A 24,027-nucleotide genomic window follows, 5' to 3' on the forward strand; every position below is an offset into this window, starting at 1 on the left:
CGACGGCAAATGACGCGAAGCAGACGTTCAGCGGCGCGAGCTATTGAGCTTCAACGTATCGGATGATGCTCTGGTTCTGGACGTTTGCGACCAGTTCATCCGCGCGGGACAAAAGACGACGGAGCAGGGGCGACGGATTTGCGCGATTGTATCCCAGCGCCAGATCGACCGTTGGCGTGCCGCCCTCGAGCGCTCTGGCCACGACGTTCGGTGCAAGCATGTTCTGCGCATAGAGGGGTACGAGGCTGATTCCGCCTGTGGACGCCACGAGCGACATGGCCGATGAGATGTTCTCGCCTTCGTACTTCGCCTTGAGGGTAATGCCGGCCCGGGTTGCGTAGTTCTGTATGACTTCCTGCAAGACCGGGGACGTTCTTGCCGAACTGACATAGATCTCGCGGGCGAGATCCTGGGGACGAATCTTCTTGCGCGACGCGAGACGATGTTGGGCCGGCAGCACGGCAATCAAGGGCTCCTTCACCAACATCTTGAAGACGACGCCCTCGTTGTCTTTCTCCGGGCGAAGGAAAGCGATGTCCAGCTTTCCCCGCATCAATGCCAGCGCGAGCTCCGGTGAAGATTGGGTGCTGAGCGTGACGTCAACGTCGGGTGCTTCCTCGCGGAGTATCCGCAGCAGCTGGGGGAGCCACATCACCTCCAGCCCGACGAGAAAACCCATCGAGAGAACGGGCCGTTGCGGTTGCGCCGTCTGCCGGGCCCCCTCCGTTGCGGCCTCAACCTGCAGCAGCGCCAGCCGCGCATGATCGAGAAACACGCGCCCGGCGGCTGTCAGCGTCACGCCGCGCGCCTGGCGCTCCAATAATTGTACGCCGATCTCGGCTTCGAGATCGCGGATCTGCCGGCTCAGCGACGGCTGCGAGGTGTGCAGTCGCCGCTCGGCGGCGGTGAGCAGGCTGCCTTCTTCGGCGACGGCAACAAAATAGCGCAGGTGCCGGAGCTCCATGGTCCCTCGTATATCTTCCAGGCATAGCTCGAAGCGTACAAGGTCTTGGTCAGCGGCCAAAGAGGGATTTACCGTTTCGCACTCCAACCAAGAACGGACAGCAAGGTCTCGCTGGGCCTTTATTCGAAAACGCCCGAAAATCGAGTCACGCGTGGCTCAATGGATCAATTGACCGCTATCTTCAATAAAATGTCTAACAGCGCAGATGGAGCCACGCGATGGCCACGATCACGACGACAGACGGCGTAAACATTTTCTACAAGGATTGGGGCTCGGGTCAGCCAATCGTTTTCAGCCACGGTTGGCCGCTGACAGCGGACGACTGGGATGCCCAGATGACGTTCTTCCTTCGCCAGGGCTACCGGGTGATCGCTCACGACCGTCGCGGCCACGGCCGATCCGACCAGCCCGGCACCGGCAACGACATGGACCATTGGGTTGCCGACCTCGCGGCCCTGACTGAACACCTCAACCTGCGCGACGCGATCCACATCGGCCACTCAACAGGTGGCGGTGAGGTGGCTCGCTATGTCGCCCGCCATCAGGAGCGCGTCGCGAAAGCGGCGCTGGTCGCTTCACTGACGCCGAACATGTACCGGAGCGAGGACAACCCGTCGGGTCAACCGCCGGAGTGGTTCGAAGCGATCCGCGCGGGCGTGCTGGGCAACCGGTCGGAGTTCTACCGTTTCGTCCCTGAGAATCCGTTCTACGGCTACAACCGAGATGGGGCGAAGCCTTCGGAGGCGGTCATTGCGAACTGGTGGCGCCAGGGCATGGCCGGTGGTGCCCTCGCTCATTACGCAACCGTCGACTCCTGGCTTGAGGATTATACCGAAGACCTCAGGAAGATCACCGTGCCGGTGCTGGTGATGCATGGCGAGGCTGATCAAGTCGTCCCGTTCGCAAGTTCAGTGCCGCGTGCGGTCGACCTGCTCAAGAACGGGTCGCTGAAGACTTATCCCGGCTACCCCCACGGCATGCTCACCACACATGCGGATGTCCTCAACCCCGATCTGCTCTCGTTCATCAGGTCGTGATGACTTCCCTCCTCCGTCATCCCCCATGTGTATGGGGTTGTAGATGGAGGAGGGGTCGGGTTTCGTCGTCGTGACTGCCCGTAGCTGACCTTGCAGTGCGGTCCGTTGACGGGTCAGCTTTGATTCCAATTCTGGAAATTTGACATGGAGACGGGTGACTGGGACTTGTTCGGCGGTGCCTAGCCACAAGCCTTTGCGTTGCCGACGGGAAAAAACCCAGCAGGTCAATCCGCGTCGGGTTCTGGCCCATCGGCGACCTCATGCATGCCTTCCGCGAAGGACCGCTTGTGACCCAAAGCGGGACAGGTCCGATGAGCGGCGAGGCAGAAGCCTGCTCTCGTTCACCACATTTAAACCTTAAGATTTTACGAAGGAGGCTGACCACAGGCCCCTGGAAACATGCGAACCCCCTTCGTACAGCAGCCATCCGTGGACTTCGGGCCATGAAGGTTTGGCAGACCAGCTGCGTCGTGGGTGTCATCGCATCCGTGGGACTCTATCTGGCCGCCGGAAACAGATCGGCTGCGACGGCGCCGGATGTCATGCGGGAAGCGGCAGCGAACTTTGCAGCATCTGCGAACGTGGCGGCTCCCGCCAACATTGTGCCTCCTGCGAACGTAGTGACGCCCGCGCTGTACGCGGAGGCATCCGCCAGGCTCGCGGCAGCGCTTCGGGCAGAACGAGCAGAGCTTGACGCAGTCACGTCAGCAAGCTCCGCGCCGTTGAGCACCGGAGCCGACATCGCCGATCATCCCGCCGGGCCGAAATTGGCGTCGTTGGGAGATGACATCGTCCAGTCGCTGCCGCCAGCGCGCGATGTGTCCGATGGGGCTCCGAAAGCGGCGTCGACGCAGGATTTCCGTTATCTCATCTACTACATCTGGTCCGAACTGCCGCCCGCCGAGAAACCGGCGGAGATCGTCTTGCGTGCGTTGAAGGACATTCCGATCGGAACGCCCGCCGAAGAGATCAAACGCGCGTCCGACGCGTTTGGTCTCGATTTCAATTTCATGATGGCGGTCGCCAAGATCGAATCCGGTTTCAACCCCAATCAACGCACCGGGTCGTATATCGGACTGTTTCAGCTGAGCCATTATGAGTTCGGGAAGTTCGGCTTCGGGCAGATTCGCAATCCGCGGGACAACGCCGTTGCAGCCGCCTACAAGATCATTACCGAAGGCGTCCAGTTCGAGTGGATCACGCACCGGACGCCGGACATGAGCGATCTCTACCTGATCCATCAGCAGGGCTGGGAAGGCGCCGCTCAGCACATCAGCCAGCCCGCCCGCACCGCCTGGAAATCAATGTGTGCCACCAGCGAAGGCAAGGAGAAGGGTGAGAGGTGGTGCAAACGCGCGATCTGGGGCAATGCACTTCCGGCGTTCAAGCGCGCCTGGAAATCGGTGGACAACGTGACGTCGGAGGCGTTCGTCGGCATGTGGCGCGGCCGGGTCGCCGAGTTCTACACGAAATATGTGGCGACTGCGGCTGCGGCAAGCCAATAACTCCGTTGTCGCCCAGGCCCTGCCACGCTTTGATTCCAGTTGCAGAAATTTGACATGGAGGCGGCTGATCGAGACCTGTTCGGCGGGGCAGCCACAAGCCCTTGCGTTGCCTGACGGGCAAAACACCCAGCCTCTCGGTCAACCCGCGCCGGCAAAAATATTCCACTTTACCGAAATTCGGAAACGGCGTATCCATGGCGTTAACCCGGCCCAAGGAAGAGGGGCGTATCGCGATCGTCACGAACGCGGGCCGGGCGGCGGTGGACGCGGGTCACATCGGCGCGAAGGGCTTTTGCAGGGCGGGCAACCGTGAGCGAAGGCGTCGCGCGCACGACCGGGGTGATCTCGCGTACGGCAAAATCGTGTGGTCCTGGCGCCCGGGGTCTGTGCGCCAAGTCTTGCGGTGATGCGTGCGGCCCAACCGGGCCCTCGCGTCGATCATCCGCAAGGCGACGGGGGCAATAGTGCAACGCTCCCCGGGGAGAGCACGACATAAGCCGTAAGCCCACTGCGCAGGGAAGGCCGGATGCCCGGCTCCACCTGTATGCCGCTGTGCAGCTTCTCGTTGCCACCTTTCGCACAGTGGACCGTGGGTGCCCGGCCGGCACCCGGTCTTCCCTGCGCCCTCTTTCAATTGAGGGTGAAACGACAAGCAAAGCTCGGGCGAACAAGCCGCGAGAATGCGATCTCATGTCAGTCGTTCCACAACAGTCTCGTGCCCCGGACGCAGCGCAGCGCTCCTTTAGCGGTGCGCTGCAGAGCCGGGGCCCATGCATCAGCGGAGTCCAGCGGCTTCCTGGGTCCCGGCTCTGCGGAGCGTCACTTCGTGCCGCACCGCGTCCGGGACACGCGAGGGACGGATGCTGTTACTCCGTCATTGCGAGCGCAGCGAAGCAATCCAGAGTCTTTCCGCGGAGGATTCTGGATTGCTTCGCTGCGCTCGCAATGACGGGGGCCAGACATGAGAAAGCGCCCGTGGGGGGCGGGCGCTTTCTGTAGTCGACTTGGGGTTGGGGTCGTCTACATATCCACGTGGCGACTTTGGGGGGCTGGTAAAGAGCCGCGTGAATTCCTGAAACTCAAAATCTCCTTAGCGAACGAGGGACGCGTTCGAGCTGGTGATAACGACCGGCTTGCCGGCCTTGATGACGCGGGCGGTCTGGGTCAGGCCTTCATCCGAACCTGTGGTGCGGGCCGTGATGCCGAAGCCAGCGACCGCGATCCCTGCGACGAGGGCGACGACCACGATTTTCAAGTGGGTCGAGCGATCTGCGCTGTAAATCGAGTGGTTCATGGAAGGCTCCTGCCGCCATCTACCCGAAGTAGTCGCCTGCGTGTTTGGGCAGGTTCATGCTTCCGGTGCCCAACAACCTAGTGTTGGGGGGATTCGTTCCCAAGAGGCCATCACAAGAGCGTGACAGGACGTGAAAAGTCGCGATCAAAAACGATGGCGGATCGTGCGATAATATAATTATTTCAATGCTGTAATGTGCCTTTAGGACGCCTTGCCGGCATTTGGTCGACAAGGCGCCAGGAACTCAAAAACCATTTGCCTGTGGCTGAAAAACACACGGCTTCTTAAGGCAAATCAGACGCTTCCGACCGTTTTCAATCGCGCGCGGGGGTGGATTTCGGCCTGCGACAGCACCGTCGTCTGGGCGCGGAACCGCTCGACCAGGGACCGCACGAAAGGACGAATTGCCGCAGAGGTGACCAGCACCGGCGCCTCGCCCTCGCGGGCGGCGCGCTCGAAGGCTTCGCGGACGGCGGTCATGAACTCCGACAGTTTCGAGGGCTGCATCGCGAGGCTGCGCTCTTCGCCCTGGCCGATGATGGATTCGGCAAAGGCCTGCTCCCAGCGCGCCGACAGCGCGATCAGCGGCAGATAGCCGTTGTAGGAGGTGTTCTGGGCGCAGATCTGCCGTGCGAGGCGGGCACGGACATGCTCGACCATGCTGGCGGGATTGCGCGAGAAGGCCAGCGAATCCGCGATGCCTTCGAGAATGGTCGAGAGGTCGCGGATCGAGATGCGCTCGGCGAGCAGTAGTTGCAGCACGCGCTGGATGCCCGACACCGTGACCTGGCCGGGGACGATGTCCTTGACCAGCTCGCTCTGCTCCTTCGGCAGCTCCTTGAGCAGCTTCTGCACCTCGCCATAGGAGAGCAGGTCCGACATGTTGGCCTTGAGCAGCTCGGTGAGGTGGGTCGAGAGCACGGTCGCGGCGTCGACGACGGTGTAGCCCTTGAGGGAGGCTTCTTCCTTGAGGCTGGCATCGACCCAGGTCGCGGGCAGGCCGAAGGTCGGCTCGGTGGTGTGGATGCCGGGCACCTGCACCTGGCTACCGCCGGGGTCCATGACCATGAACTGGTTCGGCCAGATCTTGCCGGTGCCGGCGTCGACCTCCTTGATCTTGATGATGTAGGTGTTGGCTTCGAGCTGGACGTTGTCGAGGATGCGGACGGCCGGCATCACGAAACCCATCTCGATCGCGAGCGAACGGCGCAGCGCCTTGATCTGCTCGGTGAGGCGGTCGGTGCCGTCGGGTCCGTTGACCAGCGGCAGCAGCGCGTAGCCGAGCTCGATCTTGAGATCGTCGATCTTGAGCGCGGCGGAGATCGGCTCCTCGGCAGCGGCGGCGCCCGGTGCGCCGGGCTGACCGGCAGCAGGCGCGGCCTTGGCGGCTTCCTCGGCCTTGGCCGTCACCCGGTTGCGGTTGCGGGCGTTCCAGGCAAGCGCGCCGGCGCCGGCGCCGAGCGCCAGGAAGGGGAGGGTCGGAATGCCCGGCAGGGCTGCCAGCACCAGCATCACCGCCGAGGACATCGCGAGCGCCTGCGGATAGCCGGAGAACTGCTTCATCAGCGCCTTGTCGGCGGCGCCGGAGACGCCGGCCTTGGAGACGAGCAGGCCGGCCGCGGTCGAGACGATCAGCGCCGGCACCTGGGTGACGAGGCCGTCACCGACGGTCAGCAGCGTGTAGCTGCGTCCGGCGTCGGCGAAGGACATGCCCTGCTGCGCCACGCCGATGATCATGCCGCCGACGACGTTGATGAAGACGATCAGAAGGCCGGCGATGGCGTCGCCGCGAACGAATTTGGAGGCACCGTCCATGGCGCCGAAGAAGCCGCTTTCGTCCTCCAGCTCCTTGCGCCGGTGCTTGGCGACCGCCTCGTCGATCAGGCCGGCGGAGAGATCGGCGTCAATCGCCATCTGCTTGCCGGGCATGGCGTCCAGGTGGAAGCGCGCGGCGACTTCGGCGATACGGCCCGAACCCTTGGTGATGACGATGAAGTTGACGATGATCAGGATGGCGAAGACGATGATGCCGATGACGAAATTGCCTCCCATCACGAAGTTGCCGAAGGCTTCGATGACGTGACCGGCGGCGGCCGTCCCCTCGTGCCCGTGCGACAGGATCAGGCGGGTCGAGGCCATGTTGAGCGACAGGCGCAGCATGGTCGAGATCAGCAGGACGGTCGGGAAGGCGGAGAATTCCAGCGGCGCCTGAATGAACAACGAGGTCATCAGGATCAGGATGGAGAGCGTGATCGAGATCGCCAGGAACAGGTCCAGCACGATCGCGGGCAGCGGCAGGATCAGCACCACCAGGATGGTGAGGACGCCCAGCGCCAGCGCGATGTCGCCGCGCTTGAGGATGTTCCCGACCTCGGCAAGGGTGGGGAAGCCGGCGTTCGTACTTGCTACGCCCTGTGCCGCGGTGACGTCGACCATCGTAGCCTCCCCGCGCGACTGCCGTCCGCGCGCCCCAAACGTCTGTGCGGCGGCCGAGGGGCCGCCGTTCCGAAAGTGAGGCACCGCACTGGCGTCCACGGGGGACCTCCCGTTTTACGCGGCTGACGACACTCGACTTCACTCGGCAATTCTTGCCGGGTGTATGGTTAGCAAAGGGTTAACGGCGGGTGCGGCAGGAGGTCTGGCCGGGGTGTTTCGGGGGCCCCCCAGGCCGTCATTCCGGGGCGCCCGAAGGCGAACCCGGAATGACCGAGGCAGTGCTACTTGGCCCTCTCCATCCTCGTCACCGTGTAGCCCGACGCCGCCTCCTCGGCCTCGAAGGTCACCTTGTCGCCGACCTTCACCTGCTTGAGCATCGCGGCGTCCTTGACGCGGTACACCATGGTCATGGGCTCCTCCATGCCGAGGCTCCTGGCGGGGCCGTGCCTGAGCGTGATCTTGCCGGCGCTCGCGTCGATCTTCCTGACCTCGCCGCTGATCGAGGTGGCGCCGGCCGCCGGCGCTCCGGTGGCAATGCCTACGGCCAGCGTGAAAATGGTAGCAACGCGGATGATGCGGTTCATGGGAGGCTCTCTCATTTCACGGTGACGTGGCCGACCATGCCGTAGTCGCGGTGGCCGGGGATCAGGCAGGAAAACTCGAACGTGCCGGCCTTGGTGAACTTCCAGAGGATCTCGGCGGTCTTGTTCGGTGCGAGCCGCACGCCGTTGGGATCGTCGTGCTCCATGTGCGGATGCTTCTTCATCACCTCCGCGTGCGCGAGATTCTCCTTGGGCGTGGCGAGCAGGAACTCATGGTCCTCCTTGCCGACATTGCGCAGCACGAAGCGGATCTGCTCGCCGCGTCTGACGTCGATCCTGGCGGGGGCGTAATCCATCTCGTTCAACAGGACCTCGATGGTGCGCGCGGGCTTCCCGGGATTGCCGGGCTCACCGGCCGAGAACGTCGCGTGCGCATGATTTTCGTGGGCAAGCGCGGGCGCGATCGACAGCGTGGCAAGCGCCAGGGCGAGTTCGATCATCTTCGTCATTGTGGTCTCCAGTCGGGGGGTCATCGAAACGCTCACATCTTCATCCTGTGGGAGGGCTTGCCCTGCTGCCGCGCCGGCTCTGCGGCCGGTGGCGTGACCTCGTAGGCAACGGTGCCTTGCGGGAATTTGTACGGGCCGGGATCGCGGTAATCGTCGCGCGCGAGGTCGTCGCGGATCTTCATCACGGTGAACATGCCGCCCATCTCGATCGGGCCGAACTGGCCGGTGCCGCTCATCATCGGCAGCGTGTTGTCGGGCGCCGGCATCTCCATGTTGCCCATCGCCATGCCGGACTGCCCCATCACCATCGCATCCGGTGCGAGCTTGCCGACGGCCCTGGCGAGATCCTTGCGCGACACCCCGATCAGATTGCGCATATCGTGGCCCATCGCGTTCATGGTGTGATGCGATTTGTGGCAGTGGAACGCCCAGTCGCCGGGATTGTCGGCGAGCACGTCGAACACGCGCACCGCCCCGACAGGTACGTCCGTCGTCGTCTCCGGATATTGCGCGCTCTCCGGAATCCAGCCGCCGTCGGTGCAGGTCACGGCAAAGCTGTGGCCGTGCAGATGGATCGGATGGTTGGTCATGCTGAGATTGCCGATGCGCACGCGCACTCTGTCGCCGAGCCGCACCGGCAGCGGATCGATGCCGGGAAACACCCGCGCATTCCACGTCCACATGTTGAAGTCGGTCATCTCGTTGACCTTCGGCAGATAAGTGCCGGGATCGACGCGATAGGTGCTCATCACGAAGACGAAGTCGCGATCGACAGGCCGGAAGCTCTGATCGCGCGGGTGCACGACGACCATGCCCATCATGCCCATCGCCATCTGCACCATCTCGTCGGAGTGCGGGTGGTACATGAAGGTCCCGCTCTTCTTCATCTCGAACTCGTAGACGAAGGTCTTGCCGGGCTGGATGTGCGGCTGGGTCAATCCGCCGACGCCGTCCATGCCGCTCGGAATGATCATGCCGTGCCAGTGCACGGTGGTGTATTCGGGCAGTTTGTTGGTGACGAAGATGCGAACCTTGTCGCCCTCGACGGCTTCGATGGTTGGCCCCGGCGACTGGCCGTTATAGCCCCACAAATTCACCTTCATGCCCACGGCGAACTCGCGCACCACGGGCTCGGCGACGAGATGGAATTCCTTCCAGTCGCCGTTCATGCGAAACGGCAGCGACCAGCCGTTCAGCGTGACGACGGGGCGATAGTCGGGACCGCTGATCGGGTGCAGTGGCGGCTGCATCACCACCTTGTCCATGTGCGCGGCTTCCGGGATCGATGCCGCCTGCACGCGACCGCTGACGACGGACGCGCTGGCAAGCGCGGCACTGCCCAAAAATCCTCGGCGGGAAAACATGCTGGTCTCCATCTCGTTGATCTTCATGTCAGTGGCCGCCATCGGCAGGCGCTGCCACGGCGATATTGGTTGGGTTGTCGCCGCCGGACGCAGGCGCGCCGCCGCCATTGACGGCGGTCTGCAACTCGGACTGGGCGAGGAAGAACTTTTGTTTGGCGTCGATTGCGCCACGCAGCGAGGCCAGGCGTTGCCGTGCCTCCGTGAGCAGCGCGAAGATGTCGACCTGCATGCTGGAGAAGCGGAGCTGCATCTCCTCAGTGATGATTTTGCGCAGCGGCAGGATTTCGCGCTGGTAATGGCTCGCGATGTCGTAGGTGGATCGATAGACCTGATAAGCATCGCGCGCCTCGGAGCGGACATTCACGGCGCGCTCGGTCAGGCGGTTGAAGGCAAGATTGTAGGTCTCCGCCACCTGCCGCACGCGCACCTCGCCACCGTCGAAGATCGGAATCTGGAATTGCACGTCGAAACCGCGTTCGCGGAACGGTGCGCCGTCCGGATCCCTGGTGCGGCGGGAAATCCCGGCGAGATCGAGCAGGGTGACGAAGCGCGTCGCTTCGGTGAGGTTGAGTGATTTCGCCAGCGCCGTCAGTTCCAGCCGCGCGATCTGGAGATCGATGCGGTGGGCGACCGCGTCGGCCTCGATGGACGGCAAGGCCTGCGGCCGGCGCGGCAGCGGCGGCAGTTGGTTTGGCAGACGGAAGTCGAGGCCGCCGTCCCACAGCCCCATCAGGCGTGCGAGCTTTTCGCGCGCGCTCGTTGCCCTCTGCCGTGCGGTGGCGAGGTCGGCTGTGGTCTCGGCGTAGAACACCTGCTCGCGGGCCTGGTCGAGCTTGTTGAGCGAGCCGGTTTCGCCGAGTTTGACGGCAAGCTGCGCGGTCGATTCCGCCGTCGCCTTCGCGTCCGTCAGCAGCACCACCATCTCGTTACCGGCGACGGCGCAGACGTATGTGCGGCGCACCTCGGCGGCGAGCCGCAACGTCGCCAGCGCCGCGCGCAACTGCGCCTGGCGAAAACGCTCGCGGGCGATGTCGGAGCGGAATGGCAGTGTTGCGAGCGCGAGGATGTCGCCGACCACCTGTCGCTCGATCTCGCTGGCGCCATTGCCCGAGATGCGCGAGATCGAAAACACCGGATTGGGCGGCAGGCTCTGCTCGACCAGATCGGTCTCGGCCAATGCCAGCTCGTTATAGGCGGCCTGCAAGCCCTTGTTGTTGAGCAGCGCGATCTGAACGGCGGTCTCCGTGTTCAGCGTCCGCGACAGCAATTGGCGGACGCGCGCGTCGATCGCGCCGGCCTCCTCCGGCGTTCGCACGAAGGCGACGTCCTTGTTGATGGTCTGGCTCGTCAACTCCGAGACGGCGCTCATGCCGCTATCGGGCGAGAACGCCGCGCAACCCGACAAGCCGAGCGTCGCGACAACGAGCAGGCTTCGCGCAAAGTGATGTGTCATGGCGCGGTCCTACCGGTCTTGCTTCGGCTGCGGGGCGGCGGCGTCGTTGGGGTCGCGCCATGGCGCCGGCGCCGCAGGCCGCAGGCTCGTGTAAGGCGCGATCGTCGACCGGTATCCGGTGCGCGCAGCCCTGGCCGCAGGATCTGCGGGATCAGCGCCGGCGATTTGGGTCGTTGCCGGCATGCAGCCGCACAACGCCAATGTAACCAAGGCCAATATCGGCCAATGGAATCGAAACTGTCCTCCACGCGCCGCAGATGCGGCGGCGGACTTCGCCCCGGAAAGCGTAAGCATGATTTGTCCCTGATCTGTCGGAAGACCACAGGTTCGCGCGCGCAAGCGCGCGCTCGGCCTGACGTCGTCGTGATGTCAGATCAGGCGATGGGGGGACGGTAGAGCAGGGGCGGCGCCGCGCTGTGCAGGCTGGCCACGATCTCGGGCGCGAAGGCAGAGACCGGCTGAAGCGGCTTGGCGACGCTGGGCAGATCGGCCGGCAGTGCGCTGACGCACATCATCGCGCAGCACGGGCCAGCGTGGCCTTTGCCGTCATGCTGATGTGGGGCGGGCTCGTCCTGCGCGGCGGTCTGGTGATGCGCGTGCGGGCTCGCGTGGTCATGCGAGACGTCGCCATGCATATGGCTCGCCTGCATCTGGTGATGCACCGGCACGAGGTCCGCGAGGCGCGAATCGTCGAGGCACGGCGCAGCGCCGTTGCCACAGGCAAGGGCCGCCGCCGGCGCGAGCACGCAGAACAGATAGGCGAGGGCGATGATCCGCCCCACCCTGATCCGCATCGATCGCGTCAACCGCAACAGCATTCCGCCGACAGGCTCCTCGCGCGGCAGTGTTGCACACGCAGATTGCAAACTAATGGCAAAGTGCGATTTCGCCAAGCTCTTCTTACCGCAGTGCACAGCGCATGCCCATTATCGCGGCACAATGCTTGACCGCGCGGCGATCAGCGAACATGGTCCGCGCCGTGCACGCACCCAATCATCCAGGACAGATACCTGCCTCATTCACCCCTGACTCCCGTCAGGCCTGGGTGCGACTCCTGCTCGCGCTTGCGATCGGCTCGATCGGCGGCGTCGGCATGTGGGCGGTCGTGGTGGTGATTCCCGTGGTGCAGGCCGAGTTCGCCGCCACGCGCGGCGCGGTGTCGCTGGCCTTCACGCTGATGATGTTCGGTTTCGGGCTCGGTGGCGTGATCGCAGGCAAGATCACCGACAAGTTCGGCATCGTGCCCGCGATGGCGATCAGCATCGCGTTCCTCGGCGTCGCCAACGTGCTGGCCGGGTTGTCGATGCAGCTCTGGCAGTTCGTTGCCGCCTATTTCCTGATCGGGCTCGGCACGTCGGCGACCTTCGCGCCGCTGATGGCGGAAGCGTCGCACTGGTTCGAGCGCTATCGTGGGCTCGCCGTGACCATCGTCGCGAGCGGCAATTACGTTGCCGGCACGATATGGCCGCCGCTCATCAACGCGGGCATGGAGGGGATCGGCTGGCGCGCCACCCATATCGGCATCGCTCTCATTTGCGTGGTCCTGATGACGGGCCTCGTGCTGGTTCTGCGCGCGCAAATGGGCGCTGACAAAGTCCGCAATCACGCCAATGCAGCGCCGCCGCGGGTCGATCTCAAGCTGTCGACCAACACGCTGACGGTGCTGCTCTCGATCGCCAGCATCTCCTGCTGCGTCGCCATGGCGATGCCGCAGGTGCATATCGTCGCCTATTGCGGCGATCTCGGCTACGGCGTGGCGCGCGGCGCCGAGATGCTGTCGCTGATGATGGCCTGCGGCATCGTCAGCCGCATCGGCTCGGGCTATCTCGCCGACAAGATCGGCGGCATCCCCACGCTGCTGATCGGGGCGTTGGCGCAGGGCTTTGCGCTGGTGTTCTATCTGTTCTTCGACAGCCTCGCCTCGCTGTACGTCATCTCGGCAATGTTCGGCCTGTTCCAGGGCGGCATCGTGCCGAGCTACGCCATCATCGTACGCGAGGCGATGCCGGCGAGCGAAGCGGCAACCCGCGTCGGCATCGTGATCTTCGCCTCCGTGTTCGGCATGTCCTTCGGCGGCTGGGTCTCCGGCGTGATCTTCGACGCCACCGGCTCCTATGCGGCTGCGTTCGCCAATGGCGTGGCGTGGAACGCGCTGAACATCGGCATCGTTGTGACGCTGCTGATCCGGTCGCGTATGAGCTCGGCCAGGACCGGCCCGGGTTTCGCGACCTAGGCTTCCTGTCCCACCTTCAGCAAAGAGCAACCGGTAATCTTGTAGCTGCCGTCGGGTTGCAGTTCGAGCGTGTAGAGCGCCTCCCACGCGTTGCCGTCGGCATCGACGATGCGGACGTGCTGGGAGACCGAGTTGCCTTCGCTCTTGCTTTCGCCGAATTCAAAGCTCTTGTGCCGGTAGACCGGCGCGTAGCCGTTCTGCACCATCGACATGAAGATGTCGGGCGCGGGGAAAATCTCCCTGATGGCCGGTGCCGCATGGGAATAGGCCGCGGCCGCATCGTCGCGCGCAAAGGCTTGCTCCTGGGAGCGGATGACCCTCTGTGCTGCCGAGACATCGCCGGCAAATGCCGAGACGGAGCTGAAGATGACACTGAGAACAACGAGCAAGGCGGCGATGCGCATGACAGGCTCCGCGTTGAAATCCCGGCGATGCTGATCCTAGCACGACCCTGGCAAGATACGGACGCGCTATCGCTTCCGTTTCACCGCCGGCTTCGCAGGCTTGGCGGTGCGTGCCTTGGCTTTTACGACCGGTTGCATCCGCAGCCCGTCGACAAAGACGTCGAGCATCCGCAGCACTGAAGATTGCCAGCCGGGCTGGTCGTGCATGTAGCACATGCCGACGAGCGCCCGCAGCAAATCCTCCGGACTGACATCGCCGCGCATCTCGCCGGCCGCGACCGCACGGTCGAGCAGCGAGCCGATTGCCTTGGTCAGCCGGTCCATCGAGAACGCCGCGAGGTCCGAGGAACTCTGGAACGTCAGCGCCAATGCTGCCGACATGCCTTTTTTGGTGGCAACGAATTCGACGTTGGAACGCAGCCACCGCCTGAGCGCATCGACCGGATCCTTGGCGTTCTTCAATTGCTCGGCGAGCTCGCTGAGCTGCTCGACCTCGCGCCGGTACACCGCCTCGAACAAATCCTCGCGCGTCGGAAAGTGCCGATAGAGTGTGCCAATGCCGACGCCCGCGCGTTTTGCCACCGCTTCGAGGCTCGCCTCAGGACCGCCCGCATTGAAGACCACCTTCGCAGCCTCGAGCACGCGCTCGCGATTACGCACGGCATCGGCGCGGGGCTTCCGAATCTGGTCGGTGTGGTCGTCCATGCCGATAATGTAGATCACGAATTGGTTAGATTGAACCCTTGCATGAACCCCTGCAGGGCTGCATCGCGTTGTCCGCGCATGGTCTTTTGACGAATTCCAATATTTTACCGTGGCCCTTGTTAGGCGGAGGGTGCCTCCGTATCTTCGTGGATGTGCCGGCCCGGATTGTGTCCGGGCGGCGCGGTATCGACGGCGGCCACGGAGGTGGCGCGCTGCGCGATGAGCCATGTCCATATCTGATCGGAGCCTTATATGAACCACTCCATCAGCCTCACCGTGAACGGTGCGCGGCGCGACTTCGTCCTCGACGATCCGCGCGTCACGCTGCTCGATCTCTTGCGTGAGCGCCTCCATCTGACCGGAACCAAGAAGGGATGCGACCGCGGCCAGTGCGGCGCCTGCACCATTCTGGTCGACGGCAAGCGCATCAACTCCTGCCTCGCCCTCGCCATCAGCCATGACGGCGCCGACATCCTCACCATCGAAGGCGTCGCGCGCGGCGACCAGCTTCACCCGGTGCAGGCTGCCTTCATCGCCCATGACGGATTTCAGTGCGGCTTCTGCACGCCCGGCCAGATCATGAGCGCAATCGGCATGATGCAGGAAGCCCAGGCCGGCAACGATCCCGAGCGCATCCGCGAATGCATGAGCGGCAATCTGTGCCGTTGCGGCGCCTATGCCGGCATCGTCGATGCCGTGCTCGAAGCGCAGGCCGGCGTGGATGAGACCAATCAGAGGCGCTCCGCATGAAACAGTTCGATTATATCAGGCCGGCCACGGTCGCCGAGGCCGTTGCGGCTGCCGCGCAGCCGGGCGCTGCGTATCTTGCCGCCGGCACCAATCTGCTCGATTTGATGAAGGGCGGCGTCAGCCGGCCCGATCGTCTGGTCGATGTCACCCATCTCGACGGGCTCGACGGAATTGAGACTCTCGCCGACGGATCGTTGCGTATCGGCGCGCTGGTGAGCAATGCCGATCTCGCGCATGACGCGAACTTCGCAAGATCATATCCGGCCGTGGCCGAAGCGCTGCTCTCCGGCGCGTCGGCACAATTGCGCAATGCCGCCACCGTCGGCGGCAATCTGCTGCAACGGACGCGCTGCGCGTATTTCTACGACACCGCCAGCCGCTGCAACAAGCGCGAGGCCGGCGCGGGCTGCGACGCCCGCGAGGGCGAGAACCGCGGCCACGCCGTGCTCGGCTGGAGCGAAAGCTGCATCGCGACCAATCCGTCCGACTTTTGCGTGCCCCTGGTTGCACTTGATGCCATCGTCGAGATCGAAGGCAGGAACGGCCGGCGTGAGATCGCGCTCGACGCGTTGCATCGTTTGCCGGGCGAAACGCCCGAGCGTGACTCGGCGCTCGAATCCGGCGACCTCATCGTTGCGGTGCGTCTGCCACCCGCGGCGCGTGGCTTCGCCGCGCATGCGCGCTATCTCAAGGTTCGCGAACGCACCTCCTACGCCTTTGCTGTCGTCTCGGCCGCTGCTGCGTTGCAGATCGAGAACGGCAAGATCAAGGAGGCCCGGCTGGCGCTGGGCGGCGTCGCCGCAAAGCCCTGGCGTGCCCGTGCTGCGGAAGACGTGCTCAAGGGCGTGACGCCCACGGCAGATGCCTTCCAGGAAGCCGCCTGGCGTGCGCTCACGGACGCAAAGCCGTCCGGCGACAATGCCTTCAAGATCGAACTCGCACGCCGCATCGTCGTGCGCGCGCTGACTTTAGCTGCTGCCGGTACGCCTGCGCGCATTCCCGCGCTGCCGGCCTCTCCCTTTGCCTCGACGTCCGGAGCCATCCATGTCTGAGCTCAATCTCACCAGCGCTCCCGCCCATCTGCGCCATGGCTCGAGCATCGGCCAACCGCTGACCCGCCGCGACGGCGTGCTCAAGGTGAAGGGGCAGGCGACCTATGCCGCCGACAATCATCCGCCGGGCATGCTGTTTGCTGTGATGGCGGTCTCCAGCATCGCGCATGGCCGTGTCACCTCACTCGATGTCGCCGCCGCCAAACGTCATCCCGGCGTCGTTGACGTCATGACGCCGGACCACAAACCGCAGCTTGCGATCGACCCGGAGATCAAGACCAATCCATTCGTATTCCGGATGGAGGTGTTGCAGAGCAATGAAGTCCGCTACGCCAATCAGCCGATCGCCGTCGTGATCGCCGAGACGCTGGAGGCTGCAACCGAAGGTGCGGTGCTGCTGGCGCCGCGTTATGAGACGCTGCCTGCTCTCGTGGGTCTCGACGCCGGCGAAAGTTTCGTCCCACCCGTCGTTGGCGTCGGCAACCCCACGGAAAATCACCACGGCGATGTCGAGGCAGGTCTCGCCGCGGCGGACAAGCAGATCGACTCGATCTACGAAACGCCGCCGCAATATCACAACGCGATGGAGCCGCATGCGATCGTCGCGTCGTGGAACGGCGACAGTCTCCAGATCGACATGCCGACCCAGGGCTTGATGCTCTCGCTTGCGCGTGTCGCCGAGTTGTTTGGTATCGCGCATGACAAGATCCATATCCGCAGCCCGTTCCTCGGTGGCGGATTCGGCTCGAAGGGATTGATGGCCGGTCCGCCGGTTCTCGGCATCATGGCTGCAAAGCTGGTCGGCAAGCCGGTCAAGCTCGTGTTACGCCGTGAGCAGATGTATGGCCCGGTCGGCCATCGTGCGCCGACGCGTCAGCGGCTGCGCATCGGGGCCGATGGTGAGGGGCGCCTGACCGCGCTCGATCATCACGCCAGAACCGTGTCGAGCACGTTCGACGATTTCTACGAGCCCGCGGCGGATGCCTCGCACACGCTCTATGCGGCGCCTGCGATCCGCACCTCGCACGATGCCGTGCGCGTCAACACCGGCACGCCGCTGTTCATGCGTGCGCCGGGGGAAGCGACCGGATCGATCGCCCTTGAAAGCGCGATCGACGAAATGGCCTGGGCCTGCGGCATCGATCCGCTTGCCTTCCGTCTGAAGAACTATGCCGAGGTCGAGCCGATCACGGGAAAACCGTTCTCCTCGAAAGCGCTGCGCGCCTGTTACGACCAGGGCGCGGCGCGGTTTGGTTGGGCGAAGCGCTCGCTCCAGCCGCGACAGATGCGCGACGACGCCGGACTTCTGGTCGGCTGGGGGATGGGCACCGCGACGTTCCCCGCGCTGATGTTCCAGGCCGAGGCGCGCGCGGTGCTCCGCCGCGACGGCTCCGGTGCGATGGAGATCGGCGCGCATGACATGGGGCAGGGCGCCTGGACGGCGCTTGCCCAGATCGCGGCCGATGAACTCGGCCTCGACATCGACCGTGTCGAGTTCAAGGCCGGTTCATCCGACCTGCCTGACGCCGGCATCGCCGGCGGCTCGGCGCACACGGCAACCGCGGGTGCTGCGATCCACAGTGCCGGCGCTGCCGTGATCGCAAAACTGGCCGATCTCGCCACCAATGACGAGCGCTCGCCGCTGTTCGGCGCCGGCAATGCCGGCGTGATCGCGCGCGACGGCCGGTTGATCCGGCGCGACGACGAGGGCCGTGGCGAGAGCTACCCCGAGATCCTCGCGCGTGCCGGCGTTGCCGAGATCGACGCCCGCGGCACCGGCGCGCCGAATCCGGCGGCGATGGAAGAGTATGCCATGCACGCCCACGGCGCGGTGTTCGCGGAGGTCAAGGTCGATCCCGAACTCGGCCAGGTCCGCGTCACCCGCATGGTCGGCGCCTTCGCCGCGGGCCGCATCGTCAATCCGCATCTGGTGAAGAGCCAGCTGTTCGGTGGCATGATCTGGGGCATGTCGTTCGCGCTGCACGAGGAGGCCATCACCGACCGCCGCAGCGGGCGGATCATGAACGCCAATCTCGGTGAGTACCACATCCCCGTGAATGCCGACGTGCCACCGCTCGACGTGATCACGGTCGAGGAGCACGACCCGCATGTGAACGCGCTGGGGATCAAGGGCGTCGGCGAGATCGGGATCACCGGCAGCGCCGGCGCGGTCGCCAACGCGGTCTGGCATGCGACCGGCGTGCGTGTCCGTCGCTTCCCGATCAGGATCGAGGAATTGCTGACGCAGCGTTGAGGTAAAACGGCGGGACGGGATCGCCTCGTTCCGCCGCGTCCTGTTAATGCAGCTTCTTGCGAAGAGCCTTCAGCGCTTCGCGCTGCGTCTCGATGTAGTCGGCGATGGCCCTGCGCAGCTCGCGCGAATGGAGCTTGTCGGCATCGCGCTGAACTTCGTCGAGCGCGGCTTCAGCATTGGCGAGCGTGATCTTCATCGGCGAGCCTCGTTACGAGCTCGCAACATATAGCGGCCTCGCGCGCGGAAATTGAGATGCCTCAAGCTCCGTAAGACACCGGGGCACCCCGTAGGATTCCGGATAACGCGTCGCGTTTCAGAACGTCGGCGGTGTGCACGCCGAGATCACTTCGCACGGCTTGCCGCCGACACAGCGGAAGCGATGCGGGCGCCTGCTCTCGAAGTAATAGGCATCGCCGGGATTGAGAATCCGACGCTCGTCCTCGACGGTGACCTCGAGCTTGCCCGAGATCACGATGCCGCCTTCCTCGCCGTCATGGACGAGATGCACGCGTCCAGTGTCGCTGCCGGGCTCGTAGCGCTCCTTCAAAATTTGCAGGCTGCGTCCGAACAGATTGTCGCCGATCTGGCGATAGGAAATCGGCTTCTTGCCGACTTCGGTCAGCTCCTCCGAGCGGTAGAAGATCTTTCGCCGTGACTCCGGCTTCAGCGCGAAGAACTCGGCGAGCCCCATCGGGATGCCGTCGAGGATGCGCTTGAGCGCGCCGACCGAGGGATTCATCTGGTTGGATTCGATCAGCGAAATCGTCGAATTGGTGACGCCGGCGCGCTTGGCGAGCTCGCGCTGCGACAGCTTGTGGCGCGCCCGGATGAATCGCAGCCGTCCACCGATGTCGACGCTCATGCCATGGTCCCGTGTTGCAGGTGTTGCGGATCGCGCAAATATGGACCAGAGGGCTTAGTAAAATCAATGGCTTGCAGGTCACCAGAAAAGGACTTGTTGCCCTATCGAAGCCGTGCCTCTGCTATCCGGTCAGCAAAGGAGCGTGGCCCGTGACCCTTCATCAGATTCCGAACACTATCAAGACCGACTCGTTCTGGATGCCGTTCACGGCCAACCGTCAGTTCAAGAAGGCGCCGCGCCTGTTCTCCTCGGCCGAGGGCATGCATTACACCACCGTCGACGGCCGCAAGGTGATCGACGCCTCCGCCGGCCTCTGGTGCGTCAATGCCGGCCACGGCCGCAAGCAGATCGCGGCTGCGGTCGAGCGCCAGCTGATGACGCTGGACTTCGCGCCGTCGTTCCAGATGGGCCATCCGTTGGCCTTCGACTTCGCCGAGCGTCTCGCGGAGATCGCGCCGAAGGGCCTCGACCGCGTCTTCTTCACCAATTCCGGCTCCGAGTCGGTCGACACCGCGCTGAAGATCGCGCTCGCCTATCACCGCGCCAACGGCCAGGCGTCCCGCACCCGCCTGATCGGCCGCGAGCGGGGCTATCACGGCGTCGGCTTCGGCGGCACCTCGGTCGGCGGCATGGTCGCCAACCGCCGCGCCTTCGCGACGCTTCTTCCGGGCGTCGACCACATCCGTCACACGCATGACCTCTCCCGCAATGCCTTCGCCAAGGATCAACCCGAGCATGGTGCCGAGCTCGCTGACGATCTCGAGCGTCTGGTCGCCCTGCACGGCGCCGAGACCATTGCTGCCGTCATCGTCGAGCCGGTGCCGGGTTCGACCGCGGTGCTGCCGCCGCCGAAGGGCTATCTGAACCGCCTGCGCGAGATCTGCGACAAGCACGGCATCCTGCTGATCTTCGACGAGGTCATCACCGGCTTCGGCCGTCTCGGTACGCCGTTCGCCGCCGACTTCTTCGGCGTCACGCCCGATTTGATGACGACGGCCAAGGGCATCACCAACGGCACCATTCCCTGCGGTGCGGTGTTCGCGAGCCGCAAGGTGCATGACGGCCTGATGGTCGGCCCCGAGAACGCGATGGAGCTGTTCCATGGCTACACATATTCCGCGCATCCGACCGCCTGCGCCGCCGGCATCGCGACGCTCGACATCTACAAGGACGAGGGCCTGCTCACGCGCGGTGCCTCGATCGCCGAATATTGGCGCGATGCGCTGCATTCGCTGAAGGGCCTGCCGAACGTCGTCGACATCCGCAATTGCGGTCTGATGGGCGCGGTCGAGCTGTCGCCGCGCGACGGCACCGTCGGTGCGCGCGGCTACGACGTCATGGTCGACTGCTTCAATCGCGGATTGTACTTCCGCATGAGCGGCGACTCCTTTGCCCTGTCGCCGCCGCTCATCGTCGAGAAGAGCCACATCGACGACATCGTCTCGATCCTTGGCGATGCCATCAAGCGGGTGGCCTGATAATTGCTCTCGCCGTTGCGAGTTGTTTCCTTGCAGCGGCGAGCGTGATGCCGCGGGAGTTTGACGAAGCGTGAAAGTTCTGATCCTCGGCAGCGGTGTCATCGGTGTCACCTCCGCCTACTACCTCGCACGTGCCGGCCACGAAGTGACGGTTGTCGACCGTCAACCGGAGCCGGCGCTGGAGACCTCCTTTGCCAATGCCGGCGAAGTGTCGCCCGGCTATTCCTCGCCCTGGGCCGGCCCCGGCGTGCCGGTGAAGGCGGTCAAATGGCTTCTGATGAAGCACGGCCCCCTGGTGATCCGGCCGAAGCTCGATCCCGTGATGTGGGTCTGGCTGCTCAAGTTGCTGCGCAACTGCACCAGTGCGCGCTACGCGGTCAACAAGAGCCGGATGATCCCGATCGCGGAATACAGCCGCGACTGCCTGCGCGATCTGCGCCGCGACATCGGCATCCAGTATGACGAACGTGCGCAGGGCACGCTCCAGCTGTTCCGCTATCAGCAGCAGCTCGACGGCACTGCCGAAGACGTCGCGGTGCTCAAGCAGTACGGCGTGCCCTACGAGACGCTGAGCCGCGAGGGCTGCATCGCGGTGGAGCCGGCACTCGCGGGCGTGAAGGAAAAATTCGTCGGCGGGCTTCGTTTGCCGCAGGACGAGACCGGCGACTGCCACATGTTCACGCAGGCGCTGGCCAAGCATGCCCAGGCGCTCGGCGTGCGCTTCCTGTTCAACACCGGCATCGACCGCATCGTGACGGACGGCGCGCGCGTCAGCGGCGTTGAGACCGGTGCCGGTCTGCTCCAGGCGGACGCTTACGTTCTTGCGCTCGGCAGCTATTCGTCGCGAATGGCCGCGCCGCTTGGCATTTCGCTGCCGGTCTATCCGGTGAAGGGTTATTCGATCACCGTGCCGATCACGGACGCCTCTGGCGCGCCGGAATCCACCGTGATGGACGAGAGCTACAAGGTCGCCATCACCCGCCTCGGCAATCGCATCCGCGTCGGCGGCACCGCCGAGATCTCCGGCTTCTCGACCAAGCTTTATGACGCGCGCCGCGCCACGCTCGATCACTCCCTGACCGATCTGTTCCCGCGCGGTGGCGATCTCTCCAGAGCGACGTTCTGGAGCGGCCTGCGTCCGATGACGCCGGACGGCCCGCCCGTGATCGGCCCGACGCAATATGCCAATCTCCATCTCAACACCGGCCACGGCACGCTCGGCTGGACCATGTCCTGCGGCTCGGGGCGCGTGCTCGCGGACATGCTGTCGGGCAAGAAGCCGGAGGTTGATGTGAGTGCGTTGACGGTGGATCGGTATCAACACCGGTTTGGCTAAGACTCTATCCGCTCGTCATTGCGAGGAGCGAAGCGACGAAGCAATCCAGAGTGCCTCCGCGGAAAGACTCTGGATTGCTTCGCTTCGCTCGCAATGACGAATGGGGAGGCAGCGCACTCCTCCATCACCGTCACCCTGAGGTGGCCGCGAAGCGGCCCTCGAAGGGCGGCGGCCCGGCTGCATCGGGGCCGTGCATCCTTCGAGGCTCGCTTTGCTCGCACCTCAGGATGACGGGATTGAGAGCGTGTTCGCGGAAGGATGAGCGAGCTACCCTGCCGCCCCCGTCACGCAATTCACCCACAGCACCACGGCCTTCGCATCGTCGGCCGGATTTGAGAACCGGTGCGGCCTTCGGCTCGCAAATCTAAAACTGTCGCCGGTCTTCAGCGACCAGGTCTCGCTGTCCACCGTGAGCATCATCTCGCCTTCGAGCACGAGGCCGGCCTCTTCGCCGTCATGGGTATAGAGCTCGTCGCCGGTGGAGCCGCCGGGTTCGAGATGCACGAGAAACAGGTTCAGCTTGTTGTCCGCGCTGGCCGGGCTCAGCAATTGCTTGGACACGCCGGTGCGCCAGAGCTTGAGTTCGGGCCGCTGAAGTCCGCGCGTCACCACCTGATCGGATGCGCCGTCGGCGCTCGGGCTTGCGCCGAACAGTGCGGCGATGCCGACGCCAAGCACGTCGGCGAGCGTGGCCAGCACGCGCAGCGACGGCGACGACAGGCCGCGCTCGATCTGGCTGAGGAAGCCGATCGACAGCTCCGTGCGTGCCGCGACCGTTTCCAGCGAGAATTGCCTGACACGCCGGAGATCCCGGATGCGGCGGCCGACCGCAACGTCCATTGCGGGCTCCGCCGGCTTCGCGATAGCCTTCGGCTTTCTCACCGCCTTTGCGGCGGCCGGTTTGCGCATTCTTTTGCCACCGCTCACGTCAAACCGCTTCCTTCATGTGCATGAAAACCGCTTGCATCACCTGCGAAAGTGTGACCAAATTTTCATATTGGTGAAAATAGGCCGAAACGGCTCGGCCCGCAATGTCTGCGATGACGACATTTGCGAGCGCCGCATCGGCCGGACCCAAAGGGGGATGCGATGAAGCGTTTTGGTCTGGCCGCGGTCGCGGCACTCGCACTTTGCGCCGTGGCGCCGGCATCGGCGCAGCAGGTGCTGAAGGTCGGCTCGACGCCGACGGGCATTCCCTTCACCTTCCTCGACACCAAGACCAATACCATCCAGGGCATCATGGTCGATCTCGTCACCGAAGTGGGCAAAGACGCCGGCTTCAACGTGCAGATCGAGCCGATGCAATTCTCGGCGCTGATCCCGTCGCTGACCACGAGCAAGATCGACATCATCGCCGCCGCGATGTTCATCACGGCGCCGCGCAAGGAAGTCGTCGATTTCTCCGATCCGATCTACACCTACGGCGAAGGCCTCGTGGTGCCGAAGAGCGACACCAAGGCCTATGTCACCCAGGACGATCTGAAGGGCGAGACGGTTGGCGCCCAGGTCGGCACCGCCTTCGTCGATGCGCTGAAGAAGACCGGCCTGTTTGCCGAGGTGAAGGCCTACGACACCATTCCCGACATTCTGCGCGACGTGAACACCGGGCGCCTCAAGGCCGGCTACGCCGACTATCCGATCCTCGCCTACAATCTGAAGCAGGGCGGCTTCCCCGAGGCGCGTCTCGTCGACGGCTACAAGCCCGTCACCGTTGGCTCGGTCGGCATCGGCGTGCGCAAGGGCGAGGCCGCGCTGCTCGGCAAGATCAATGCCTCGCTCGCGAAGCTGAAGGCCAACGGCACCATCGACAAGATTCTCGATAAATGGGGCCTGAAGGCTCAGGGCTGAC

General features: G+C 64.4%; 24 protein-coding genes. 10 read left to right on the plus strand and 14 right to left on the minus strand.

Annotation, left to right across the window (positions count from 1 at the left end):
* Positions 1-40 precede the first annotated feature (40 nt).
* Positions 41-964: a LysR substrate-binding domain-containing protein gene (locus AB7532_RS06695; protein WP_441234018.1), complete on the minus strand. Its 924-nt coding sequence runs from the start codon at positions 962-964 to the stop codon at positions 41-43.
* A 218-nt stretch (positions 965-1,182) separates the two neighbouring features.
* On the opposite strand from AB7532_RS06695, the gene AB7532_RS06700 reads away from it, so the two are divergent.
* Both AB7532_RS06700 and AB7532_RS06705 read left to right on the plus strand, forming a co-directional pair.
* Positions 1,183-2,001: an alpha/beta fold hydrolase gene (locus tag AB7532_RS06700; RefSeq protein ID WP_441234019.1), complete on the plus strand. Its 819-nt coding sequence runs from the start codon at positions 1,183-1,185 to the stop codon at positions 1,999-2,001.
* Between the two features lie 443 nt (positions 2,002-2,444).
* A complete protein-coding gene (locus AB7532_RS06705; RefSeq protein WP_441234020.1) occupies positions 2,445-3,506 on the plus strand; it encodes a transglycosylase SLT domain-containing protein in 1,062 nt (353 codons plus the stop codon).
* Between the two features lie 1,090 nt (positions 3,507-4,596).
* Here the strand turns inward: AB7532_RS06705 and AB7532_RS06710 are convergent.
* The 8 genes from AB7532_RS06710 to AB7532_RS06745 form a co-directional block, all read right to left on the minus strand.
* Entirely contained in the window at positions 4,597-4,800 is a 204-nt protein-coding gene (locus tag AB7532_RS06710) for a hypothetical protein (protein ID WP_441234021.1), read from the minus strand.
* Between the two features lie 294 nt (positions 4,801-5,094).
* Positions 5,095-7,236 (minus strand): flagellar biosynthesis protein FlhA, encoded by a 2,142-nt coding sequence (gene flhA / locus AB7532_RS06715; RefSeq protein ID WP_441234022.1) that lies wholly within the window; start codon positions 7,234-7,236, stop codon positions 5,095-5,097.
* Positions 7,237-7,517: 281 nt separating this feature from the next.
* The gene (locus AB7532_RS06720) at positions 7,518-7,820 is read right to left on the minus strand and encodes a copper-binding protein (RefSeq protein WP_441234023.1); all 303 of its coding nucleotides are present in this window, start codon (positions 7,818-7,820) and stop codon (positions 7,518-7,520) included.
* Between the two features lie 11 nt (positions 7,821-7,831).
* The gene (locus AB7532_RS06725) at positions 7,832-8,287 is read right to left on the minus strand and encodes a cupredoxin domain-containing protein (protein WP_441234024.1); all 456 of its coding nucleotides are present in this window, start codon (positions 8,285-8,287) and stop codon (positions 7,832-7,834) included.
* A gap of 32 nt (positions 8,288-8,319) precedes the next feature.
* Positions 8,320-9,651: a copper oxidase gene (locus AB7532_RS06730; protein ID WP_441239202.1), complete on the minus strand. Its 1,332-nt coding sequence runs from the start codon at positions 9,649-9,651 to the stop codon at positions 8,320-8,322.
* A gap of 28 nt (positions 9,652-9,679) precedes the next feature.
* Positions 9,680-11,104, minus strand: coding sequence for a TolC family protein (locus tag AB7532_RS06735; RefSeq protein WP_441234025.1), 1,425 nt, complete (start codon positions 11,102-11,104; stop codon positions 9,680-9,682).
* Between the two features lie 9 nt (positions 11,105-11,113).
* The gene (locus tag AB7532_RS06740; protein ID WP_441234026.1) at positions 11,114-11,398 is read right to left on the minus strand and encodes a hypothetical protein; all 285 of its coding nucleotides are present in this window, start codon (positions 11,396-11,398) and stop codon (positions 11,114-11,116) included.
* Positions 11,399-11,478: 80 nt separating this feature from the next.
* Positions 11,479-11,922 (minus strand): hypothetical protein, encoded by a 444-nt coding sequence (locus AB7532_RS06745; protein WP_441234027.1) that lies wholly within the window; start codon positions 11,920-11,922, stop codon positions 11,479-11,481.
* 149 nt (positions 11,923-12,071) lie between these two features.
* Here AB7532_RS06745 and AB7532_RS06750 point away from each other — a divergent pair, with 149 nt between their 5' ends.
* The gene (locus tag AB7532_RS06750; RefSeq protein ID WP_441234028.1) at positions 12,072-13,337 is read left to right on the plus strand and encodes an MFS transporter; all 1,266 of its coding nucleotides are present in this window, start codon (positions 12,072-12,074) and stop codon (positions 13,335-13,337) included.
* Here the strand turns inward: AB7532_RS06750 and AB7532_RS06755 are convergent.
* Positions 13,334-13,741, minus strand: a complete 408-nt coding sequence (locus AB7532_RS06755) for a DUF4864 domain-containing protein (protein ID WP_441234029.1) — start codon at positions 13,739-13,741, stop codon at positions 13,334-13,336. The two genes, AB7532_RS06750 and AB7532_RS06755, sit on opposite strands and share 4 nt — an antisense overlap.
* Positions 13,742-13,807: 66 nt before the next feature.
* Positions 13,808-14,446, minus strand: a complete 639-nt coding sequence (locus AB7532_RS06760) for a TetR/AcrR family transcriptional regulator (protein WP_441239203.1) — start codon at positions 14,444-14,446, stop codon at positions 13,808-13,810.
* A 252-nt stretch (positions 14,447-14,698) separates the two neighbouring features.
* Between AB7532_RS06760 and AB7532_RS06765 the strand changes: the two genes are divergently transcribed.
* Genes AB7532_RS06765 through AB7532_RS06775 form a run of 3 tightly spaced genes read left to right on the plus strand, consistent with a single transcriptional unit; the run spans position 14,699 to position 18,502 of the window.
* The gene (locus AB7532_RS06765; protein ID WP_441234030.1) at positions 14,699-15,196 is read left to right on the plus strand and encodes a (2Fe-2S)-binding protein; all 498 of its coding nucleotides are present in this window, start codon (positions 14,699-14,701) and stop codon (positions 15,194-15,196) included.
* Positions 15,193-16,248, plus strand: coding sequence for an FAD binding domain-containing protein (locus tag AB7532_RS06770; RefSeq protein WP_441234031.1), 1,056 nt, complete (start codon positions 15,193-15,195; stop codon positions 16,246-16,248). Before AB7532_RS06765 ends, AB7532_RS06770 begins: the two co-directional genes overlap by 4 nt.
* Entirely contained in the window at positions 16,241-18,502 is a 2,262-nt protein-coding gene (locus AB7532_RS06775) for a xanthine dehydrogenase family protein molybdopterin-binding subunit (protein WP_441234032.1), read from the plus strand. Before AB7532_RS06770 ends, AB7532_RS06775 begins: the two co-directional genes overlap by 8 nt.
* A gap of 43 nt (positions 18,503-18,545) precedes the next feature.
* Here AB7532_RS06775 and AB7532_RS06780 read toward each other — a convergent pair whose 3' ends face one another.
* Entirely contained in the window at positions 18,546-18,698 is a 153-nt protein-coding gene (locus AB7532_RS06780) for a hypothetical protein (protein ID WP_441234033.1), read from the minus strand.
* 117 nt (positions 18,699-18,815) lie between these two features.
* Positions 18,816-19,364, minus strand: a complete 549-nt coding sequence (locus tag AB7532_RS06785) for a cupin domain-containing protein (RefSeq protein ID WP_441234034.1) — start codon at positions 19,362-19,364, stop codon at positions 18,816-18,818.
* A gap of 149 nt (positions 19,365-19,513) precedes the next feature.
* Between AB7532_RS06785 and AB7532_RS06790 the strand changes: the two genes are divergently transcribed.
* Both AB7532_RS06790 and AB7532_RS06795 read left to right on the plus strand, forming a co-directional pair.
* Positions 19,514-20,842 (plus strand): aspartate aminotransferase family protein, encoded by a 1,329-nt coding sequence (locus AB7532_RS06790; protein WP_441234035.1) that lies wholly within the window; start codon positions 19,514-19,516, stop codon positions 20,840-20,842.
* Between the two features lie 70 nt (positions 20,843-20,912).
* Positions 20,913-22,178, plus strand: a complete 1,266-nt coding sequence (locus tag AB7532_RS06795) for a D-amino acid dehydrogenase (RefSeq protein ID WP_441234036.1) — start codon at positions 20,913-20,915, stop codon at positions 22,176-22,178.
* Between the two features lie 267 nt (positions 22,179-22,445).
* On the opposite strand, the gene AB7532_RS06800 is transcribed toward AB7532_RS06795, so the two are convergent.
* A complete protein-coding gene (locus AB7532_RS06800) occupies positions 22,446-23,087 on the minus strand; it encodes a helix-turn-helix domain-containing protein (protein WP_441234037.1) in 642 nt (213 codons plus the stop codon).
* Between AB7532_RS06800 and AB7532_RS06805 the strand changes: the two genes are divergently transcribed.
* A complete protein-coding gene (locus AB7532_RS06805; RefSeq protein ID WP_441239423.1) occupies positions 22,993-23,271 on the plus strand; it encodes a hypothetical protein in 279 nt (92 codons plus the stop codon). The two genes, AB7532_RS06800 and AB7532_RS06805, sit on opposite strands and share 95 nt — an antisense overlap.
* The gene (locus AB7532_RS06810) at positions 23,268-24,026 is read left to right on the plus strand and encodes an ABC transporter substrate-binding protein (protein WP_441234038.1); all 759 of its coding nucleotides are present in this window, start codon (positions 23,268-23,270) and stop codon (positions 24,024-24,026) included. Before AB7532_RS06805 ends, AB7532_RS06810 begins: the two co-directional genes overlap by 4 nt.
* Position 24,027 lies beyond the last annotated feature (1 nt).

The sequence above is a fragment of the Bradyrhizobium sp. 930_D9_N1_4 genome, from assembly GCF_052076015.1.
Lineage (GTDB): Bacteria > Pseudomonadota > Alphaproteobacteria > Rhizobiales > Xanthobacteraceae > Bradyrhizobium.